Here is a 19,026-nt window from a genome sequence, read left to right as displayed (position 1 = left end):
CGGGCGAGCAGTATAGCGCCGGGAATCGCCTCGTGCAGCGCCTCGACCTGTTAGGATGTCGGGCGAGAGAACCCTTTACGGGCATGACCTTGAGGGATGCCGCGCGCTCCTCGGACGACCAGGGATAACGGTGATGTTGGAACAGGCGCTGGTACAGATGCTGCTGCTCTTGGGGGCCACGGTGGCCGTGGTGCTGGTCTTCCAGCGCTTCAGGATTCCCCCGAGCCTGGGCTATCTGCTGGTGGGGGTGCTGCTGGGCTCCCATACCGCCGGGCCGGTGGTGGCCGACGAGAATATCCGGGTGATCGCCGAGTTCGGCATCGTCTTTCTGCTCTTCACCATCGGGCTCAGCTTCTCGATGCCCCAGATCTATGCGCTGCGCCACACCATCCTCGGCTTGGGCACGGCCCAGGTGGCCCTGACCACGGCAGTGGTGGGCGGCCTGGCCTGGGCCCTGGGCCTGCCCGGCCCGGCGGCCTTCGTGGTGGGGGCGGTCTTCGCCCAGTCCTCCACCACCATCATCACCAAGCAGCTGATGGAGCAGGGCGAGAGCCAGACCCGCCATGGACGGCTGGGGACCACCATGTCGGTGTTCCAGGACATCACCGCGGTGCCCTTCGTGGTGGTGATTCCGGTTCTGGGGGTGGCGGCGGCCCAGGAGGTGGCAGGTGCGCTCGGGCTGGCGCTGGCCAAGGCGCTGCTCGCCTTCGTGATCGTGCTGGTCTCGGGACGGCTGCTGCTGCGTCCGCTGTTTCAGCTGGTGGCGGAGCGGCGCTCCGCCGAGCTCTTCACCCTGACGGTGCTGTTCGTGTCGCTGGTGGCTGCCTGGACCACCAAGACCCTGGGGCTTTCCATGGCCTTCGGCGCCTTCCTGGCCGGCATGGTGCTGGGCGACACCGAGTTTCGCCACCAGGTGGAGTCCACCATCCGCCCCTTCCGTGACGTGCTGCTGGGGCTCTTCTTCGTCAGCATCGGCATGCTGGTGGAGCCGGCCCTGCTGCCCGAGATCTGGTGGGAGTCGCTGCTCGGCGCCGCGGCGCTGCTGGGCATCAAGCTGGCCCTGGTGACCCTGATCGTGCGCCTCTCCGGGGTAGAGCTGCAGACGGCATTCCGAACAGGCATATTGCTGGCGGTGGGCGGCGAATTCGGCTTTGCCCTGCTGGCCATCGGCCTCGAGGGCGGGGTGGTCGGCACCTATCCCGCCCAGGTGGTACTCACCTCGGTGCTCTTCTCGATGATCCTGGCGCCGTTCCTGATCCGCTACAACCAGCCGCTGGCGGCCTGGCTGTTCGGGCGGGTGACACCGAAGGCGGATGTGGCCGCGCCGGCGCCCCAGGGCCTCGAGGAGCAGGGTCATGTGGTGATCTGCGGCTTCGGCCGCACCGGGCAGACGGTGGCGCGTTTCCTGGAGAGTGAAGGGGTGAACTACGTGGCCCTGGACATGGACCCCTCGATCGTTCGCGAGGCGCGGCTGGCCGGCCAGCCGGTCTATGTCGGTGACTCCTCGGATGCCGCCATGCTGGAGAACGTGGGGCTGGAGAGGGCCCGACTGCTGATCATCAGCCACGACGATCGCCCCGCCGCGCTCAAGACCCTTCGCCATGCCTCTCAGTTGAGGACCGGCATTCCCGCCGTGGTGCGCACCCGTGACGAGGGCTCGGTGGCCGAACTGGTCGCCGCGGGGGCCAGCGAGGTCATCCCGGAGACCCTGGAAGCGAGCATGATCCTGACCTCCCACGCGCTCCAGGCGCTGGGGGTGCCGCTGTATCGGGTAACCCGCCACCTCCAGGAGCAGCGTGCCGGTCACTACCAGATGCTGCGCGAGCTGTTCCGGGGCAGCCTGGACAATATCCAGGACCCGCGCCCGGCAGGCGAGCAGGAACGGCTGCATTCGGTGGTGCTGAGCGGGGGGAGCCCGGTCATCGGTCAGCGCCTGGCGCAGCTGAATACGGAGGGCGATCAGGTATCGGTGACGGCGCTGGTGCGCGGCGAGCATCGCCAGCGCTATCCCGCGGCGAGCACCGAGGTCCAGGCCGACGATGTACTGGTGCTGCTCGGCACCCAGGACAACCTCGAAAGGGTGGAGCGCCGGCTGACGGGGGCCGGGCGCGCCACCACCGAGGACTAGGCTTTCTCTGAAAAGTCGGTGAGCGAAGGACAGACAAGGCAAAAATCAGCGAAAAGACGGAGTTTACGGGGTGTAAATGAGTACTTTGAGCTGATTTTTAACGCCGTATGGTCGAGCGCAGCCAGTTTTCGGACAGAGCCTAGTCTGTCAGCGGGTGCTCGCGGCTCAGCGCCTTGATGTGCTCGCTGAGCCCCAGCGCCTGGCTCACGTCCAGCTCCAGGGCGATACCGGTGTTGAGGCTCTCGTCCAGCCCGCCGGCGTCGCTGACCGCCTGGAGCACCTGGCTGGAACGGCGCGCCTCCACCAGGATCAGGATTACGCTGCGGGCGGCCATGAACTCCAGTCCGAAGAAGGTCAGGTGGGGCCTGAGGCCCTGGCCTTGAGCGTTGTTGATGATGGTAGCGCCGGTGGCGCCGGCCTCGCGGGCGGCGTCCAGCACGATATCGGTCTTGTCCTGGTCGACGAAGACCATCAGCAGCTTGAAGTCCATGCGCATCTCCCTGTGTCGCCTGGGGGCGAGCCGGTGGCTCTCAGCTCTCCATTCTGGCAGAGCTCGCCGCGGAAGTCCTGGCCGGCATCAAGGCGTGCCGGCGGGCCCCGCGTCGGCCTGCAGGTCGGTCGGGGGAACCCGGTCGGCGCCCCAGCTGCGGTGGATGGCGCCGATCACCCGGTCGAGCTCCGCCTGGGTGATCTCGGCCAGCTCGCCGCGCTCCAGCGGGTCGTAGTGGAAGATGTAGAGGCGCGAGGCGAACTGCTCGAAGGGCAGCGAGGCCTCCCCCGCGCGCTCACCACAGCCGGCGGTGCTGACCCGGACGCCGTCGCCCCAGTCCTGGCCGCTGTCGTTGTTGGGGTTGTAGAAGTAGACCCGCATCACCTCCGAGGGGTCGAGGTTGACCCGCAGCACGGTGATGGCATGCCAGCCGATGAAGCGCGCCGCGCTGTCGGTGACCGCGATGCCCGCCGGCTGGGGATGGATCAGCGGCTGGTTGCCGTTGTAGTAGGGGTGGTAGCTGGCATAGAAGTGGCGCAGGAAGGTCTCCAGCTCGTGAAGCTGGCCGCTGGCCACGTCCACGTTGATGCGAAAGCCGCGCCCGGACCACCAGCCATGGAACTCCGGGTTGACCCAGCGGTGGGGGTCCCCCTCGCGGCCGATGCAGCGCCGCCCCATCTCGGCATAGATGCGATCCAGGTGGGGCACCACGATCAGCGACACCGGGTCGAGGTCCATGGGCAGGGCCTGGGCGACGCCGCCGCTGCTCTCCATCGAGGAGATCGGCTGGCCCTCGAAGTGCATGATGATCTCGTCGTCGCGGGCCGCCCAGGCCACCATCTGCAGCAGGTAGTCCGGGTCGTTGTAGGCCCACATGGAGAGCGCCCGGGCCGACTGGCAGGTGGGGTTGTTGCCTTGGCCCACGCCCAGCGGCTGGCCGAGCATGCAGAGCACCCCCTCGAGCAGCCGCGCCCGCGGCGAGACTGTGTCGCCGAAGGCGAGGTTCAAGCGCGCCTGGGACCACTCCGAGAGCGTCAGGCCCAGCTGGCGCCACATGGCCGGGGCCACCGGGGGCTGATAGAGGATGCCGCGCTCGAGCATCAGCGCCAGGCCGTAGACCGCCTGGGGGGTGGTCGGATGGACGCCGCCGCGGATCAGCGCCGAGACCAGCTCCCGGTAGCAGAACAGGCAGTCGCGGCCGGTGGCGGAGAGCCCCAGCGCCTCGGCCAGCAGGTGGTCGCCGTGGTCGATCAGATGGCGCAGCAGCACCGGGTGGTAGGGGGAGACCAGGCCGGTGTCGTGCATCGCCCGGGCGAAGCCGGTGGCCTCACCCTGCAGGGCGGCGCTGTCCATGCTGGACAGCCGCTCTCGGTAGACCTCGACGCCTGGATCCTCGCGGCAGGCCCGGGTGGGGCCGTAGAGCGAGCTGACCAGGCGGTCGGCGCCCTGGCCACTGGCGCCCAGCTCGATCTCCGGGTTGGCCTGGCAGATGGCGATCTGGGTGATCATCGCCTTGACCGGCTCCACCTGGATCGGGCGCTGCTGCAGGATGCGCCAGATCTCGTCGATCAGCCGGTCGATGATGTGCTCGTAGCCGATGCGTTCGGCCAGGTGCCGGAACAGGTGGCGGGGAATGGCGGCCAGGCGCCCCTGGGTCTCGCGCTCGGCCTCGCTGGGGGCGCCGAACAGCAGCCAGAGGTTGATCGCCATCACCTGGGTCAGGTAGTGGTGGGCCTGCTCGGCGGAGATCTGGGCGTGAAGATAGTCGCCCTTGGCCACGGCCAGCAGACGCAGTTCGCTGAGCGCCTCGATCACCACCATGTTGGGATCGGGGCTCTTGAGCGCATGGGTGGTCAGTGAGGGGACCAGATACTGCGGGGTGGCCCAGTCGGAGCCGAGGAAGACCCCGGCCTCCTCGAGGGCCGGGGCGCGGGCCTCGAGGGCGGCGGCACCGCCCTCCTGAAGCAGCACCCGTCGGGCGGTATCCATCACCCGCGGCAGCTTGCCGGGCTTGGCGAACTCCCGGGCAGCGGCCAGCAGGCCGATCGCCTCGTCCAGTTTCTCGCAGAGGCCAGCGAGCCGGTCGTTGGCCTCGGGAGCTGCGCTGGGGTCTTGCGTCTGTCGGTGCGTGGTCACGCCGACTCCTTGTCGTCAGGCTGTCATGTCCATGACGCCTGCATTAGACATAGAAATCAAGCTCTTCCATATGCTTGAGCAGTTCCTTCATGCGCGCCGCCTCATCGCCCTTGAAGTAGATCAGGCCCCAGTGGGTCCCGAAGGCGGTGCGCTTGGTGACGGTCTCCTCCATCGGCGGGGTGAGCTCGTGGGACTCGAAGTAGGGGTCGTCCTCGACCTCCTCGGGAATCTCCAGCTTGCTGACCACGCGGCGGCGAGGATAGACCCCGAAGCAGCCCGCATAGCCGTCGGCGTCCACTACCTCCTTCGGGAAGAAGGCGGCGATCTCCTCCGGGGTGCTCTTCGGGTCGAACACCAGCATGGAGGCCTGGTAGGCGTTGAAGCCATAGACCCGCTCGAGCAGCTCGAACACCTTGAAGCCCGGCGGACGATAGGCGACCTCGCCGAAGTACATCTCGCCGTCGCTGGTGACGAAGTACTCGGGGTGGATCAGGCCGAACTCGATGTCGAAGGCCTTGATCAGCTTCTCGATCTGGGCGGTGATCTGGGGGCGGTAGTGCTCGAGCTCCGGGGAGGCGGGCACGAACACCGAGTAGCCCAGGGTCACGTACTCGGAGATGTTGAGGAAGGCGATCTTGCCGTCGTGGATCCACGCCTCCACGGCGAACTCCCAGCCGTCCAGGTGCGACTCCATCAGCACCGGGAACTCCTCGTCGGGGATGGTATCGACCTCGTCCGGGGTGCGGATGACCCGGTGGCCCAGGCAGCCGGCCTTGTCGAAGGCCTTGAGGTGGATCGGGTCGTTGGGGTCGCCGTCGAGCTTGAGCAGGGTCTGGTTGACCCGCTTGAGGAAACGCACGACGTCCTCCTTGTCGTGGGCCTCCTCGAAGATGCCCACGCGGATACCGCCGAGCTGGGCGCGGCGCTTCATCAGCGCCTTGTCGCGCAGGAGCAGCGACTGGCCGTAGAGGCGCGGGTTGTCGAGCAGCACCGAGTTGATGGCACCGGCCCACTCCACGGTCTCCTCGAACAGCGGGATGGCCACGTCGACGCCCATCTCCTTGAGGGTCTCGGCGATCTCCATGGAGCGGTCGTTGAGGCGCTCGAAATTCCAGGAGACATAGGGGATGTCGTGCTTCTGGCAATACTCCTCGGCCCAGTCTGGGGCGACCACCACGTAGCGACGGTCGAAGTTCTCGGCGGCTTCGATGGCGTTCAGGCTCCAGCCCAGCAGGGCGATGTAGCCCTTGTTCGGATCCTTCTTCATGGGGCGCCTCCAGATGTGGCGGTGGATGTCCCCGGGCGGACAGTGCTGCCGTCGCCCCGGGGTGAAAGTGCTTTCCACGATACAGCAACGCTAGGCGAGGTTCATCCCGGTCTGCCGGGAGCGCGCCCCTTGCCGGCAGGCCCCGGCATTGGTATAGTGCGCCCGCACTCGGCAAGGCGTTGATTGCCAACGCTCCAGGCGCCGAGTCATCGACGTTGAAACAGCATGACGTCGCGCTGTGGTGGCCCCGTCGGTCCTCCCGCAACGCTAAGCCGCAAACCCCGCCAGGCCCGGAAGGGAGCAACGGTAGTGGTGGTCGCGTGTGCCGGGATGTGGCTGTCGGGGCCGCCTCCATTTGTGTTGTGGCCTGTCTCTCATGTTCTGCCTTCCTTCTGCAGTGCGCTTTCCGGATACTGTGGGCGTCCCACCCGGGCGCGGCATCGTCGCGCCTGGACGGCGGCATTGACCCCTGTTTCCGGGAGGATCCCATGCGACTCTATCACTCCGAGACCACCAAGGTGCGCCGGGCGCAGACCGAGCTCCACGACGGCGCCCTGGTGACCCCCTTCGAATGCCCCGATCGGGTCGACCTGGTGCTGGCGGGGCTCGAGGAGCGGGGCCTCGGCGAGGTGTGCGCGCCGCACGAACATGGCCTGGCGCCGGTGCTGGCGGTGCATGATCGCGACTATGTCGCCTTCCTGGAGCACTGCTGGACGGAGTGGCAGGCGGCGGGTCATGCGGGCGAGGCGATTCCCAACATCTGGCCGGCGCGCACCCTGCGTGGCGACCGGATCCCCGACAGCGTGGCCGGCCGGCTGGGCTACTACGCCCTGGCCTGCGAGACTTCGATCTGCGCCGGCACCTTCGAGGCCGCCATGGCCAGCAAGGACGTCGCGGTCTCGGCGGTGGATCACGTGCTGGAAACCGGCAGGCCGGCCTTCGGGCTGTGCCGCCCGCCGGGCCACCACGCCGCCAGCGACCAGTTCGGCGGCTACTGCTTCTTCAACAATGCCGCCATCGCCGCCCAGCGGGCGCTGGATGCCGGCCGCCGGCGAGTGGCGGTGCTCGACGTGGACTTCCACCACGGCAACGGTACCCAGCAGATCTTCTACGCCCGGGACGATGTGCTGGTGGCCTCGATCCACGGCGACCCGGCGGTGACCTTTCCCTACTTCCTGGGCTACGCCGACGAGCGCGGGGAAGGGGCCGGGGAGGGCTGCAACCTCAACCTGCCCCTGCCGCCCGGCACGACCTTGACGCGCTGGGTGGCGGCGCTGGACGAGGCCCTGGCCTGGATCCGCGAGGGGGATTGCGAGCTCCTGGTGGTCTCGCTGGGGGTGGATACCTTCGCCGGCGACCCGATCAGCGCCTTCCGCCTGGAAAGCGATGACTTCCTCGAGGTCGGACGTCGGCTGGCCGGTCTCGGACTGCCGACGGTGTTCCTGCTGGAGGGCGGCTATGCGGTGGAGGAGATCGGCGTCAATGTCGCCAAGGTGCTGAGCGGGTTCTCGCTGGGCTAGTCCCGTTCTCGCTCGCCCTGGGGGCGCAGGCTGCGCTGACGCTGCTGTACCTGCATGGCATCCATGCGTGACTTGAGGGCGGCCTGGGTGGCCTGCAGTGCCTCGGCGCGGATCTCGGCCTTGGAAGCTCGCTGGGCCGCCTCCTGGGCCTGTTTCTGGGCCTCGTGTCGGGCTCGCTCCAGGGCATCCAGGCGCTGCTTCTGTTCATTTCGCATCTCGGCGACCTCCTGGCGCTGGCGGCCGCGCTCGGCCTGCAGCTCCTTGGCGAGATCGGAGAGCTGTTCGGTCTTCTCGCGAACCTGGGCCAGGGCGCTGTCGCGCTGGGCCTCGGCCACGGCCTGGCTGCGCTCCGCCTTGATGCGTTCGGCCTCCGTCTCCCGGGCCTGGCGCTCGGCGGCGAGCCTTGCCTGGACGGCCTCCTCGAGCTGTTCGCGCAGCATCTCCACCTGCTGCTGGGTCTGCACCAGCCCCTCGCGATGGGTGCGGGCCTCGCGCTGTTCGACCTCCAGGTTCTCGCGCAGCTCCTCGAGCGCCGCCTGGAGCTCGTCGCGGCGGGAGAGCGCCTGCTCGGCGGCACTCTCGGCGCTGGCCAGTCGTGTTTCCATCTCGGCCAGGCGGCGTTCCATGGCCTCGCCAAGCTCGGCCAGGGTGGCGGCATCGCTGCGGGCCTCCTCGGCCAGCTGCTCGCCCCGGGAGAGGGCGTCGCCGGCGTGGCGGGCGAGCTCCTCCTCCAGCGCCGCGATCAATGCCTCCGGCAGCCGGGCAGCGGGGGGCGTCGGCGCCGGGCGGGCGGCGCGCCAGGCGGTCAGGTGGCGCTGGATGCGGTTGGGTGAGCCGGCGCCCAGGTGTTCGCAGACCCGCTGCAGGGTGGGTTCCGCCCCGCGCCCCTCGAGGTTCTCGGCGGCGGCGGCGACCTGCTCGAAGGAAATCTCCACCGGGGGCGGTGCGGAAGGCTGTCGGCTCATGGTCTCATCCCTGTTCGAAGCGCGCTTGGGTGTCATTCCGGCCGAGCCTACCACAGCCGGAGGCCGGCGCAGAGGCCGCAGCCCGCTTCCCGGGGCGCACGGGTCGCCTTGCTTTCCGCGGCCGGCCCCAGTCGCTAGAATGGACGATCCTGTCGGGCTTCGGGCGCCGATCAATGTTCCGGGCGCCGGCATCTCGCCGACATCCGACCACCGCAAGGATTCCGCGCTGCATGAGCTATCAGGTTCTGGCCCGCAAGTGGCGGCCGCGTACCTTCCACGAACTGGTGGGCCAGGAGCACGTGCAGCGTGCGCTGGTCAATGCCCTCGACCAGGGGCGGCTGCATCACGCCTACCTGTTCACCGGCACCCGTGGGGTCGGCAAGACCACCCTGGCGAGGATCCTGGCCAAGTGTCTCAACTGCACGGCCAGGGGGCACGGTGACGAGGGCATCACCTCGACCCCTTGCGGCGAGTGCGCCAGCTGCGTGGCCATCGACGAGGGGCGCTTCGTCGACCTGATCGAGGTGGACGCCGCCTCGCGCACCAAGGTCGAGGACACCCGCGAGCTGCTCGACAACGTGCAGTACGCACCGACCCAGGGGCGCTACAAGGTCTACCTCATCGACGAGGTGCACATGCTCTCCACCAGCAGCTTCAATGCGCTGCTCAAGACCCTGGAAGAGCCGCCGCCCCACGTGAAGTTCCTGCTGGCCACCACCGACCCGCAGAAGCTGCCCGCCACGGTGCTGTCGCGTTGCCTGCAGTTCACCCTCAAGCACATGCCCCCCGAGCGCATCGTTGGCCACCTGGCCAAGGTGCTCGAGGCCGAGTCGGTGCCCTTCGAGGAGAGCGCCCTGTGGCTCCTGGGCCGCGCCGCCGAGGGCTCCATGCGCGATGCCATGAGCCTCACCGACCAGGCCATCGCCTTCGGCCAGGGGCGGGTGCAGCATGCCGACGTCGCGGCCATGCTCGGCACCCTCGATCAGCGCCACGTGCTGGCGCTGGTCGAGGCCCTGGCCGAGGTGGATGCCGCCCGGGTGCTGGCCGAGGTGGCGGCGCTGGCCGAGCGCGCCCCCGATTTCGCCGCCGTGCTCGATGAGCTCACCGCGGTGCTGCATCGCCTGGCCATCGCCCAGATGGTGCCCGACGCCCTGGACAACGCCCACGGCGACCGCGAGGCGCTGCTGGCCCTTGCCGCACGCTTCACCGCCGAGGACGTGCAGCTCTACTACCAGATCGGCATCCAGGGGCGGGGCGACATGGAGCACGCCCCGGATCTGCGCACCGCGCTGGAGATGACCCTGCTGCGCATGCTGGCCTTCCGCCCCCAGGGGGTGCCGGCGCCGGCGAAGACGCCGCTGCCGCTGCGCGGCGCGGGGGAGGGCGGCAGCGGAGCCGCGGGCCCGGGTGCCGGCACGCTCACGCCACCTTCGCCGCCGCCGGCCGCTCCTGCCCAGGCGAGCGCTCGACCCGAAGAACCTCGTGAAGCGCCCGCTGCCGCAACGCCGCCGGAACCGGCGCCTCCGCCCCCGGTGGCGCAGGCTGCCCCCGCGGCGGCGCCGGCAGGCGCGCCGCCGGCCCCGGAGCCCCCGCCCTGGGAGGAGGCCGCCGCTGTGCCCGCTGCCCATGCCGCCGAGCAAGCGTCGAGGCCCGCCCCCGAGCCGCCTCGGGAGGCCGTGGCGCCCGAACTGACACCGGAGCCACCCGCCGAGCCGGCTGCGGTCGAGCGCCAGCCCGAGCCGCAGCCAGAGCCGCAGCCAGAGCCAGAACCAGAGCCCCCGCACGCCGAGCCGGCACCGGCCATGGCCGGCCTGTTCGGCCACGCCGACTGGCTGGCCTGCTTCGAGTCCCTGGGGCTGGGCGGCCTGACGCGCAATCTGGTGGCCAACTGCGTGGTGGAGCACGATGACGGCCAGGTGCTCCGGCTGCGCCTCGACCCGGCGCTCTCCGCCATGCGGGCCGACATCCATATCGAGCGCACGCAGCAGGCTCTGGCCGAGCACGGCGTGGTGCGGCGCCTGGTGGTCGAGGAAGGGGTGCTGCCCGAGCAGGTCGAGACGCCCCGCCTGCAGGCCGAGCGCCTGGCCGCCGAACGCCACGCCGAGGCGGTGGCCGCGCTCAAGCGCGACCCCAACGTACAGAAGCTCGAGCAGGCCTTCGGGGCCCGCCTGATCGAATCCACGGTCAAGCCGGCCGAAGCGCGGGCCGGCTCATGAACGCCGCGTTCGGCGCGGCGTCATAACCACGATCCGTCATATCACCACAGAGAGGACTCACCATGTTTAAGGGTGGAATGGGCAACATCATGAAGCAGGCCCAGGAGATGCAGGAGAAGATGCAGCGCGTCCAGGAGGAGATCGCCCGTGCCGAGGTGCAGGGCGAGGCGGGCGCGGGCATGGTCAAGATCACCATGAACGGCCGCCATGACGTCAGCAAGGTCGACATCGACCCCAGCGTCATGGAGGAGGACAAGGAGCTGCTCGAGGATCTGCTGGCCGCCGCCGTCAACGACGCCGTGCGCAAGGTCGAGGCCAACTCCAAGGCCAGGATGGAAGAGATCACCTCGGGCATGAATCTGCCGCCGGGCTTCAAGATGCCCTTCTGACGATGAGCTTCTCCCCCCTCGTCGAGAAACTGATGGAGTCGCTGCGGGTGCTGCCCGGCGTCGGGCCCAAGACCGCCCAGCGCATGGCCATGCACCTGCTCGAGCGCGACCGCGATGGCGGCCGTCGCCTGGCCGGGGTGCTCGATGAGGCGCTGGAGCGGGTCGGCTACTGCCGGCGCTGCCGCACCCTCACCGAGGAGGAGATCTGCGCGCTGTGTGAGAGCGCGCGGCGCGACGACACCCTGCTCTGCGTGGTGGAGTCCCCCGCCGACCAGCTCGCCATCGAGGAGGCGGGCGGCTTTCGCGGGCGCTACTTCGTGCTGCACGGCCACCTCTCGCCGCTGGACGGTATCGGCCCCGAGGATATCGGCCTCGACCAGCTCGAGGCACGGGTGGCCGAGGGAGGCATCGAGGAGATGATTCTCGCCACCAACCCCACCGTGGAGGGCGAGGCCACCGCCCATTACATCGCCGCCCAGCTCGCTCCCTACGGCATCCGCCTGTCGCGCCTCGCCTATGGCGTGCCCATGGGCGGTGAGCTCGAATACGTGGATGGCGGCACCCTGAGCCGCGCCTTCAACGGCCGCCTGCCGTTTTCCGGCGACTGACCCCCGGGCCAGCCCGGCCGCGCTAGCGTCAACACTCCCAACTGCGATTCACAACCCCTGTCGGAATCCCCATGCCCCTGACCCCCGAGATACGCTGGATCGATACCCCCGAGGCCCTGGACGCCGCCTGCGCCGAGGTGGCCGACGCCGATGTCATCGCGCTCGATACCGAGTTCTTTCGCGAGAACACCTTCTATCCGGTGCCTGCGCTGATCCAGTTCTCCACCGGTGGCCCGGCCTGGCTGGTCGACCCCCAGGCGGTGGCCTGCACCGACGCCTTCCGCCGGCTGCTGGCCGAGGGGCCACTGAAGCTGGTTCACGCCGCCAGCGAGGACCTCGAGGTCTTCGCCGGCTGGGCCGGCGTCACCCCCTCGCCGCTGGTGGACACCCAGCTGGCCCAGGGCCTGCTGGGCGAGAACCCGGGCATGGGCTACCAGAAACTGGTCGAGCACTGGACCGGCCACACCCTGCCCAAGGACGAGACCCGCTCCGACTGGCTCAAGCGCCCGCTCTCCGAGACCCAGCAGGCCTACGCGGCCCTGGACGTGATCTACCTGATCGAGGTGTGGCATCAGCAGCGCGAGTCGCTGGAGCGCCACGGCCGCCTGGCCTGGCTCATGGACGACTGCGCCGAGCTGGTGGCCCAGGCGGGGCGCAACGGCGAGGCCGACGCCCAGTGGTACCTGCGCCAGCGCCAGCTGTGGCGCCTGACCCCGCGCCAGGTCGAGGCCTACCGCCGGCTGACCACCTGGCGGGAGGGAGAGACCCGGGCGCGCAATCTGCCGCGGGGCTGGCTGGTCCACGACCGGGTGCTCTATGCCATCGCCGAGGCGCTGCCCGAGAACCGCTTCGAGCTGGCCCGCATCGAGGACGTCAAGCCGAGCCTGATCAAGCGCGACGGCGATACCCTGCTGGCGCTGGTGGCCGAGGCGCGCCACCTGGACGACGCCGAGCTGCCGCCGGCGCTGCCGTCGCCCATGGCGCCGGAGTTCAAGCGGGTGCTCAAGGCGCTCAAGAAGGTGGTCAACGCCGAGGCCGAGGCCCAGGGCCTGGCGCCGGAGGTGCTGCTGCGCCGCCGGGACCTGGAGGCCCTGGTCATCGCCCATCTGGAACATGAACCGCTGCCGCTGCCCTCGGGCTGGCGTGGCGAGCGACTCAACGCGGGCCTGATCCGGGCCCTGGAGGAACAGCCCCGATGAATGACGATCGGATGCGCGGCGACAAGCTGCTGTGCGAGGTCTTCAAGAGCCCCCGCATGGACGAGATGTATCTCTACGTGGACAAGCGCGAGGGGGTTTCCCGGGTGCCCGAGCCGCTGCTCGAGCGCTTCGGCAAGCCGGTGCCGTCGCTGACCCTGATCCTCACCGCCGACAAGCGCCTGGGCCGCGCCCAGGCCGCCGACGTCATGGCGGCGATCCGCGAGAAGGGCTTCTACCTGCAGATGCCCCCCGCCAAGGAGGAGTACCTCCTCGATCTCTACCGCACCCCCACCGAGGCGCGTTATTGAGCTGGCTGAGCCTGGCAGTCACTGCCGGTGGGAAGGGGCGTCGGGGGCAAGCCGAAGAGGAGGTCCTATGCCAGGGACGGCATCGGTAGCGTACAGGGAGGTATTCACAGCGCCTCTCTCGCAGGCTTGTCCCCGGACCAGCCCCGTCGTCGCTTCTGCAAGATGGCAGGACAAACGGGAGACGTCATGAGAGAACGATTCTGGGAGCAGTACCCCCTCGAGGAGCTGACCGCCGAGGAGTGGGAGGCGCTGTGCGACGGCTGCGGCCAGTGCTGCCTGCTGAAGTTCCAGGATGACGAGAGCGGCGAACTGGCGGTGCTCAACCTGGCCTGCGAGCTGCTGGATCTCCACAGCTGCCGCTGCAGCGACTACGAGCACCGCCTCGAGCGGGTGCCGGAGTGCACCCGGCTCACGCCGGAACTGATCGACCAGTTCCGCTGGCTGCCCCACTCCTGCGCCTACCGCCGGGTGGCGGAGGGGCGCAAGCTGGCCCGCTGGCATCCGCTGCTCTCCGGCGACCCGGAGCGGGTCCACCGCAAGGGCATCAGCGTGCGCAGCTTCGCCGTCACCAGCCGAGGGGTCCCCGAGGAGGAGTACGAGGACCATATCATCGCGGTGATTCCCATCGATTGACGGGCCCCAGGCGGGATGAGGGCTATGCCTCGCGGTTTTCCATTCCCAGCGCCCAGAGGATGTAGGCGTCCTGGCGGGCGCCGTCGTGCCATGCCTTGAAGCGTCCCGAGGCACCGCCGTGGCCGGCGGCCATGTCGGTGCGCAGCAGCACGGGGCCGCGAGCGGTGCCGAGCTCCGTCAGCCGCGCGTAGAGCTTGGCGGGCTCCCAGTAGGGCACCCGCGTATCGTGCCAGCTGCCCTGCAGGAACATGGTCGGGTAGGGGGCCGCGGCCAGGTTGTCCAGCGGCGAGTAGGCGCGGATGCGCTTGCGGGCGTCGGGTTCGTCGGGATTCCCCCACTCGGTGTACTCGGCGGTGGTCAGCGGCAGGTCGGGGTTCTCCATGGTGCGCAGCACGTCCACGAAGGGCACGTCGAGCACCGCCGCACAGAACGCCTCCGGCGCCAGATTGAGGCTGGCGCCCACCAGCAGGCCGCCGGCACTGGCCCCGTAGGCGGCGATGCGCTCGCCGTCGCTGATGCCGTGCTCCACCAGGCAGTCCCGGGCGGCGAGGAAGTCCCGGAAGCTGTTGGCCTTGTGCTCCAGCTTGCCGGCCAGGTACCAGGGCTCGCCGCGATCGCCGCCGCCGCGCACGTGGGCCACGGCGAAGGCCGCGCCGCGGGCCAGCAGCTCCAGGCGCGCCACGGAGAACCAGGGGTCGAGCACCTCGCCGTAGGCGCCGTAGCCGTAGAGCAGCGTCGGCAGCGGGTGGCCCGCCAGGTCGGCGCGCATCACCACCGAGACGGGGATGCGCTCGCCGTCGTGGGAGGTCGCCCACAGCCGCTCGCAGGCGAGCTCTTCGGGCCGGAGGTCGCCGTGGATCGGCTGCTGCTTGAGCAGGGTGCGCTCGCCGCTGTCCAGGTCGTGCTCGATCCAGGTCACCGGCAGCACGAAGGACTCCTCGCGCAGGCGCAGGCGGCGCTGGTCGAAGTGGGGCGCATCGCCCAGCGCCAGGCTGCAGGGCGTCTCCGGCAGCGGCAGGCGCTCGTCCCGGGTGAGGCAATGCCCAGCATCGAACTCCATCACCCTGAGCCTGACCTGGGCCTCCTCATGGTCGCGCTCGGTGATCACCAGCCCCCAGGAGAAGGCGTCGACCCCCTCCAGGGTGTCCTCGTCGCGGTGGGGAATCAGCGGCTGCCAGCGGTCGGCGTCGGCGGCGGCATCCAGTTGCGCCTCGTCGATCACGTCGAGGCGGAAGTGAGGGGCCTCGCGGTTGTGGAGCAGGTAGAAGTGGCCGGGCCGGTGGTCCAGGGAGAGCTCCACGCCGCTCTCCCGGGGGCGGAAGCAGCGTGGGGGAGTGGCCGGCGCCCGGGCCGGAATCAGGTAGCTCTCGCTGGTGTCCTTGGAGGCGCTCTCCAGCACCAGCCACTCCCGGGAGCGGGTCTTGCCGAGCCCCAGCCAGAACTCCGGGTCCTCCTCGCGCAGCACCAGCGCAGGCTCACTCGCCACGCCCTCGGCCAGCGCCAGGCGCCAGACGCTCTCGGGGCGCTGGGTGGCATCGTAGCGGGTGAAGAACAGGGTAGTGTTGTCCTCGGCCCAGGTGAGCTCGGGGCCGATGCCCTCCAGCAGGCGCACCGGCTCGCCATCGGGGAGCCGGGCCAGGAAGAGGTCGAACATCTCGTCCCCGGTGGTGTCCTCGGTCCAGGCGAGCCAGCGCTCGTCGGTAGAGAGGGCCATGTCGCCGAGCTCCAGGAAGTCGTGGTCGGCGGCGCGGGCCTCGAGATCCAGGAAGGGCGCGGCACGGTCCGGCTTGCCGTTGGGGTGGCGCCACCATACCGGGTAGTCGGCCTCGGCGGCGGTCTCGCTCCAGTAGGTGTAGTGGTCCAGCGGGGAGCGCAGACCGTGCACGGCCAGCTCGCGGCGGGCCAGGTGGCCGTGGTAGAGCCGCTCCACCAGGTCGTCCAGGGGGGCAAACCAGGCGGCGAACTCGGCGTTGGCCGCCTCGAGGAAATCGGCGACCGCTGGCTCCTCGCGGTTCTCCAGCCAGTGCCACTCGGGGTCCTCCGGGCGACGGAAGCGGGCCACCGGGGAGTCGGCGGCCGGGCTGTCGGGGCGATGCGGCGGCTGTGCTTTCATGGTGGGAGATGTACCATACTCAAGACTGTGAATAGAGAGGTGGCAATGCCAATTACCGATTCGATGACCCTACTATGGCTGGTCTACGCCGTCCTGTCGCTGGTGGTGCTGCTGACCGGCTACCTGGGCCTGGCCTTCCTGCCGCGGCTGCTGCGGCTGCCGATCACCTGGCTGGTGGCCGGCGTGATGTGGGTGCCGACGCGCTTCCATATGCCGCTGCTGGAGGAGGGGGAATTCTACACCGGTCTGGCGCCGGCGGTGGTGGTGGCCCTGGTGGGCTTCCTCGAGCGCGACAGCGGCCTGATGCTGCCGGCCCTGATGCTGACCGCGGCCGGTGCGGCGGCGGGCGTGGCCTTCGGGCTGCTGCTGGCCTGGCGTGGCGGCGACCGCGACCACTATGTCGACATGGATGACAACGAGGACGACGTGCCCCCTGCCAAGCCTGGCGGTGGCGGACGTCGCGAGCCGGTGATCGGCTGATCGCACGCCGAGCATCGGCCCAACAGGAGCCGATCAGCGGCTAAGGAGCCGGGCATGGCCGGGGCGTGGATGATGAGGTCGTGGAGGAGCCGTCGGGTGGGGCGTGGCTTCGCCGGCGTGCTGCTGGCGGGCCTGCTGTGGCTCGCGGCCGGGGCTGGGCTGGCGCAGCCGGTCGAGGAGAGCCCGGACGTGCGGGTGATCATCGATGTCTCAGGCAGCATGCGCAGCAACGATCCCGACCAGCTCGCGGCCAGCGCCCTGGAGCTGCTGGCCGCGTTGCTGCCGGACGGCACCCCGGCCGGCGTCTGGACCTTCGGCGAGCGCGTCGACAACCCGCTCCCGCTAGGCGAGGTCGACGACGAGTGGCGCGAGCGTGCCATGGCCCTGCGTCCCGCCCTGGTGGAGTACCAGCAGCACACCGACATCGAGGCCGCCGTGCGCAGTGCTGCCGAGAGCCCGGCCAACGGCTGGCGCCACCTGGTGCTGCTCACCGACGGCATGATCGACCTGGCGCCGGCACGGGGAGCCAAGCCGGAGATCGACCTCGCCTCGCGGCGTGCCCTGCTCGAGGAGCTCGCCCCGGCACTGGCGCAGCGCGGGGTGGTGGTGCACGCCATCGCCTTCTCCGACGAGGCCGACCTCCGCCTGGTGGAGCGCCTCTCCCGGACCACCGGCGGCCTGCCGGCCCTGGTGCAGTCCCCGGAGAGCCTGCTGGGTGCCTTCGTGGACATCGTCGAGCGCATCTTCCCCGCCGACCAGGTGCCCCTGGCCGAGGGGCGCTTCGCCATCGAGCCCGGCGTCGAGGCCTTCTCGGCGCTGCTCTTCCACGCCCCGAACGGCGACCCCCTGACCCTGGTGGCCCCGGACGGCACGCGCTTCACGCCCGATTCGCCGCCGCCCGGCGCCCGCTGGCAGGTGGAGCCCCGCTTCGACCTGCTGCGGGTGCCGGACCCCGTCCCCGGCGAGTGGCGCGTAGAGGGCGAGGTCGCCGACGACAGCCGCATCGGGGTAAGCGGTGCCGTGAGCCTGCAGCTGGCACCGCTGCCGGCCGTCCTGAACCCGGGGCAGACGCTGCCGCTGGAGGCCTGGCTGGCCCGCGGCGGTGAGCCCTGGCAGGAGGCCCCGGAGGATCTCGCCATCAGCGCGACCCTGCTCGACGCCGAAGAGGCGCCGCGGGCGGAGGTCTGGCTGCCCCGTCAGGGCGAGCGCTTCGTCGGCGAGCTGACGGTGCCGGAGCTCTCCGGAGCCGCCCGCCTGCGCTTTGAAGCCCGGGGGGAGGGCATCGTCCGCCTGCGTGACCTGGCGGTGAACGTGCAGCCGCTGCTGAGCCTGCTGGACGAGGCCGAGGAGGGCCTCGGGGTTGGCGACTCGCGCCTGGCTCCCCTGGGCGAGCGCTTCCACGAGGATCTCGCCACCGGCCGCGAGGGTGAGGCGGTGCCCGACAGCGCCGCCGACCGCTTCATCGATTTCATCCATGACCTGCCGGCCCAGGCCGCCACCCTGTGGCGCGAAGGCCGGCCCTGGCTCGAGCGCCGTGGCGCGGCCTTCGCCGGCGACCCGCGCCAGTGGGCGGTGGCGGGCCTGGTGGTCGTGCTGCTGCTGACCCTTTTGGCCCTGCGCCGGACCCGGCGGCGTCGCCGGGTCGTCCACCGGGAGGAACCCCATGTGTGAGCTTCTGGGCATGAGCGCCAACGTGCCCACCGATATCTGCTTCAGCTTCACCGGCTTCCTGCATCGCGGTGGCGGCACCGGCCCCCATCGCGATGGCTGGGGCATCGCCTTCTACGAGGAGGGCGGCTATCGCGACTTCCGCGACCCCCACCCCTCGGTGCATTCGCCGATCGCCCGGCTGATCACCGACTACCCGATCAAGTCGAACATCGTCATCAGCCATATTCGCCAGGCCAACGTCGGCCATGTCCGCCTGGCCAACACCCACCCCTTCGTGCGCGAGATGTGGGGCAGCCCCTGGTGCTATGCCCACAACGGCCAGCTCGAGGGCTGGCGGGGCCTGCCGCTCAGCTTCTACCGCCCCATCGGGGATACCGACAGCGAGCACGCCTTCTGCTGGCTGCTGGGCGAGCTGCGCCGCTGCTTCCCGGCGCGCCCGCAGAGCGACGCCGAGCGCGAGGGGCTGTGGCGGCTGCTCCACCAGCTCTGCGAGCGCCTGCGCGGCCTCGGGGTGTTCAACCTGCTGCTGGCCGACGGCGACTACCTCTACACCTTCTGCTCCACCAAGCTGGCGCATATCACCCGGCGGGCCCCGTTCGGCCGCGCCAGCCTGTCGGACGCCGAGCTCACCGTGAACTTCGCCGAGCACACCACGACCCACGACATCGTCTCGGTGATCGCCACCGAGCCGCTCACCGACAACGAGGCCTGGGAGCGCATGGTCCCGGGGGAGCTGCTGGTATGGCGGGATGGCGTGATCCAGGCGTGCTACGGCCGCCGAGATGCGGGAGATCGGCCGGCTGGCCTTTTCGGCGGCCAGGGCACAGGCTAGCGGTGAGGGGCCCGGACGGAGCGGTTTCAATCCATTGTTTCAATCGATCGTTTTACACTCCGAGTTGGCCG

16 protein-coding genes and 1 other RNA gene are annotated in these 19,026 nt (G+C 70.0%); 12 read left to right on the top strand and 5 right to left on the bottom strand.

From position 1 onward, the window contains the following. Positions 1 to 133 precede the first annotated feature (133 nt). Entirely contained in the window at positions 134 to 2,128 is a 1,995-nt protein-coding gene (locus tag D1793_RS01145; protein WP_119020523.1) for a cation:proton antiporter, read from the top strand. A gap of 139 nt (positions 2,129 to 2,267) precedes the next feature. On the opposite strand, the gene D1793_RS01140 is transcribed toward D1793_RS01145, so the two are convergent. From D1793_RS01140 to D1793_RS01130, 3 genes are all read right to left on the bottom strand, one after another. Beyond that, complete coding sequence (locus tag D1793_RS01140) at positions 2,268 to 2,618, bottom strand: P-II family nitrogen regulator (protein ID WP_119020522.1); 351 nt, start codon at positions 2,616 to 2,618, stop codon at positions 2,268 to 2,270. 87 nt (positions 2,619 to 2,705) lie between these two features. Then, positions 2,706 to 4,754, bottom strand: a complete 2,049-nt coding sequence (locus tag D1793_RS01135) for a hypothetical protein (RefSeq protein WP_119020521.1) — start codon at positions 4,752 to 4,754, stop codon at positions 2,706 to 2,708. Between the two features lie 43 nt (positions 4,755 to 4,797). Then, complete coding sequence (locus tag D1793_RS01130; RefSeq protein ID WP_119020520.1) at positions 4,798 to 6,021, bottom strand: carboxylate--amine ligase; 1,224 nt, start codon at positions 6,019 to 6,021, stop codon at positions 4,798 to 4,800. 248 nt (positions 6,022 to 6,269) lie between these two features. Between D1793_RS01130 and ffs the strand changes: the two genes are divergently transcribed. Further along, positions 6,270 to 6,366: signal recognition particle sRNA small type (gene ffs, locus D1793_RS01125), an RNA gene on the top strand. A 143-nt stretch (positions 6,367 to 6,509) separates the two neighbouring features. After that, positions 6,510 to 7,541: a histone deacetylase family protein gene (locus D1793_RS01120; protein ID WP_119020519.1), complete on the top strand. Its 1,032-nt coding sequence runs from the start codon at positions 6,510 to 6,512 to the stop codon at positions 7,539 to 7,541. Here D1793_RS01120 and D1793_RS01115 read toward each other — a convergent pair. Then, positions 7,538 to 8,506, bottom strand: coding sequence for a DNA-binding protein (locus D1793_RS01115; protein WP_162899876.1), 969 nt, complete (start codon positions 8,504 to 8,506; stop codon positions 7,538 to 7,540). The two genes, D1793_RS01120 and D1793_RS01115, sit on opposite strands and share 4 nt — an antisense overlap. Before the next feature lie 230 nt (positions 8,507 to 8,736). On the opposite strand from D1793_RS01115, the gene dnaX reads away from it, so the two are divergent. From dnaX to D1793_RS01085, 6 genes are all read left to right on the top strand, one after another. Continuing rightward, a complete protein-coding gene (gene dnaX, locus D1793_RS01110; RefSeq protein ID WP_119020517.1) occupies positions 8,737 to 10,722 on the top strand; it encodes a DNA polymerase III subunit gamma/tau in 1,986 nt (661 codons plus the stop codon). Between the two features lie 62 nt (positions 10,723 to 10,784). Next, on the top strand, positions 10,785 to 11,111 hold the full coding sequence (locus D1793_RS01105; protein WP_110069811.1) for a YbaB/EbfC family nucleoid-associated protein: 327 nt from the start codon (positions 10,785 to 10,787) through the stop codon (positions 11,109 to 11,111). Positions 11,112 to 11,113: 2 nt separating this feature from the next. Then, positions 11,114 to 11,719, top strand: coding sequence for a recombination mediator RecR (gene recR, locus D1793_RS01100; RefSeq protein WP_119020516.1), 606 nt, complete (start codon positions 11,114 to 11,116; stop codon positions 11,717 to 11,719). Between the two features lie 71 nt (positions 11,720 to 11,790). Then, entirely contained in the window at positions 11,791 to 12,918 is a 1,128-nt protein-coding gene (gene rnd / locus D1793_RS01095; RefSeq protein WP_119020515.1) for a ribonuclease D, read from the top strand. Beyond that, positions 12,915 to 13,226: a YcgL domain-containing protein gene (locus tag D1793_RS01090; RefSeq protein ID WP_119020514.1), complete on the top strand. Its 312-nt coding sequence runs from the start codon at positions 12,915 to 12,917 to the stop codon at positions 13,224 to 13,226. The genes rnd and D1793_RS01090 overlap by 4 nt, the downstream gene beginning before the upstream one ends. A 186-nt stretch (positions 13,227 to 13,412) precedes the next feature. Continuing rightward, positions 13,413 to 13,859, top strand: coding sequence for a YcgN family cysteine cluster protein (locus D1793_RS01085; RefSeq protein WP_119020513.1), 447 nt, complete (start codon positions 13,413 to 13,415; stop codon positions 13,857 to 13,859). A gap of 22 nt (positions 13,860 to 13,881) precedes the next feature. Here D1793_RS01085 and D1793_RS01080 read toward each other — a convergent pair whose 3' ends face one another. Beyond that, a complete protein-coding gene (locus D1793_RS01080; RefSeq protein ID WP_119020512.1) occupies positions 13,882 to 15,972 on the bottom strand; it encodes a prolyl oligopeptidase family serine peptidase in 2,091 nt (696 codons plus the stop codon). Positions 15,973 to 16,017: 45 nt separating this feature from the next. Here D1793_RS01080 and D1793_RS01075 point away from each other — a divergent pair, with 45 nt between their 5' ends. The 3 genes from D1793_RS01075 (at position 16,018) to D1793_RS01065 (ending at position 18,955) form a co-directional block, all read left to right on the top strand. Then, complete coding sequence (locus tag D1793_RS01075) at positions 16,018 to 16,452, top strand: hypothetical protein (protein WP_162899875.1); 435 nt, start codon at positions 16,018 to 16,020, stop codon at positions 16,450 to 16,452. 96 nt (positions 16,453 to 16,548) lie between these two features. Beyond that, positions 16,549 to 18,123, top strand: coding sequence for a vWA domain-containing protein (locus tag D1793_RS01070; protein ID WP_162899874.1), 1,575 nt, complete (start codon positions 16,549 to 16,551; stop codon positions 18,121 to 18,123). Next, positions 18,116 to 18,955 carry a class II glutamine amidotransferase gene (locus D1793_RS01065; RefSeq protein WP_119020509.1) on the top strand — a complete coding sequence of 280 codons (840 nt, stop codon included), beginning with the start codon at positions 18,116 to 18,118 and terminating at the stop codon, positions 18,953 to 18,955. Before D1793_RS01070 ends, D1793_RS01065 begins: the two co-directional genes overlap by 8 nt. The last annotated feature ends 71 nt before the right edge of the window (positions 18,956 to 19,026 follow it).

Source organism: Halomonas sp. JS92-SW72 (assembly GCF_003547075.1).
Taxonomy (GTDB): domain Bacteria; phylum Pseudomonadota; class Gammaproteobacteria; order Pseudomonadales; family Halomonadaceae; genus Halomonas; species Halomonas alkalicola.
This window is presented reverse-complemented; position numbering and strand designations above follow the sequence as displayed.

Bases quoted from the DNA above. Each gene is read 5' to 3' on its own strand.
- D1793_RS01145 (WP_119020523.1), top strand. From the start codon at position 134: ATGTTGGAACAGGCGCTGGTACAGATGCTGCTGCTCTTGGGGGCCACG.
- D1793_RS01140 (WP_119020522.1), bottom strand. From the start codon at position 2,618: ATGGACTTCAAGCTGCTGATGGTCTTCGTCGACCAGGACAAGACCGAT.
- D1793_RS01130 (WP_119020520.1), bottom strand. From the start codon at position 6,021: ATGAAGAAGGATCCGAACAAGGGCTACATCGCCCTGCTGGGCTGGAGC.
- D1793_RS01120 (WP_119020519.1), top strand. From the start codon at position 6,510: ATGCGACTCTATCACTCCGAGACCACCAAGGTGCGCCGGGCGCAGACC.
- D1793_RS01115 (WP_162899876.1), bottom strand. From the start codon at position 8,506: ATGAGCCGACAGCCTTCCGCACCGCCCCCGGTGGAGATTTCCTTCGAG.
- dnaX (WP_119020517.1), top strand. From the start codon at position 8,737: ATGAGCTATCAGGTTCTGGCCCGCAAGTGGCGGCCGCGTACCTTCCAC.
- D1793_RS01105 (WP_110069811.1), top strand. From the start codon at position 10,785: ATGTTTAAGGGTGGAATGGGCAACATCATGAAGCAGGCCCAGGAGATG.
- recR (WP_119020516.1), top strand. From the start codon at position 11,114: ATGAGCTTCTCCCCCCTCGTCGAGAAACTGATGGAGTCGCTGCGGGTG.
- rnd (WP_119020515.1), top strand. From the start codon at position 11,791: ATGCCCCTGACCCCCGAGATACGCTGGATCGATACCCCCGAGGCCCTG.
- D1793_RS01090 (WP_119020514.1), top strand. From the start codon at position 12,915: ATGAATGACGATCGGATGCGCGGCGACAAGCTGCTGTGCGAGGTCTTC.
- D1793_RS01085 (WP_119020513.1), top strand. From the start codon at position 13,413: ATGAGAGAACGATTCTGGGAGCAGTACCCCCTCGAGGAGCTGACCGCC.
- D1793_RS01080 (WP_119020512.1), bottom strand. From the start codon at position 15,972: ATGAAAGCACAGCCGCCGCATCGCCCCGACAGCCCGGCCGCCGACTCC.
- D1793_RS01075 (WP_162899875.1), top strand. From the start codon at position 16,018: ATGCCAATTACCGATTCGATGACCCTACTATGGCTGGTCTACGCCGTC.
- D1793_RS01065 (WP_119020509.1), top strand. From the start codon at position 18,116: ATGTGTGAGCTTCTGGGCATGAGCGCCAACGTGCCCACCGATATCTGC.